1 protein-coding gene is annotated in these 594 nt (G+C 69.7%); it reads right to left on the bottom strand.

Going from position 1 to position 594, the window contains the following annotated elements:
• Positions 1-494, bottom strand: a 494-nt coding sequence (locus RF638_RS16100; RefSeq protein WP_368842470.1) for a transposase family protein, incomplete at its 3' end; no start/stop codon positions are given.
• Positions 495-594 lie beyond the last annotated feature (100 nt).

Raw genomic sequence — 594 nt, 5'->3', positions numbered from 1 at the left:
AGGTGCCGCACGTGCCGGCGGTCCACGCCGGTGTCCAGGTCCAGGGTGGTGGTGAGCATCCGCATCACCGTGGGCCAGGACAGGTGCGCCTCGTGCGCGACCCGGGACACCGCCCGCGGCTCGGCCCGGCAGGCGGTGATCACCTGCTCGGTCAGCCGGGTCGTGACCCTCGCCCGCGCGGGCAGCTGCTCGGTCTCCTCGGTGAACGACCGCCGCGGGCACAACGACTCACGGCAGGCGTAGCGGCGCTTGCGCACGAGCACGTCGAGCCGCTCACCCCCGCACGGCACGTCCTTCACGCGCTGGGTAGGTCTTGCCTGGATCCGCGAGGACAGCACCCCGCAGGAGGGGCAGGCGCCCTCGCTCGTGGTCGTCTCGATCAGCACCTGCCGCGGTTGCTCAACGCCGACGCCAGGGGTGGCCGAGACGACTCGGTAACCGGACAGGTTGAACAGGATCGACGCCGCATCGACGTCGAACGTAGGCTTGTGCACGCTCGCGGTCCTCGCTCATGAGATGTCTAGACAACACCCATGCTGGCGTAGGGCCGCGAGCCCTACTTCAGGGCCCCACCACGCTCAAAGTTGAAGAGCC

This window comes from Kocuria sp. CPCC 205235, assembly GCF_040980905.1.
Lineage (GTDB): Bacteria > Actinomycetota > Actinomycetes > Actinomycetales > Micrococcaceae > Kocuria > Kocuria carniphila.
The sequence above is the reverse complement of the archived record's forward strand: the minus strand, read 5'-3'. Positions and strand labels throughout refer to the sequence as shown.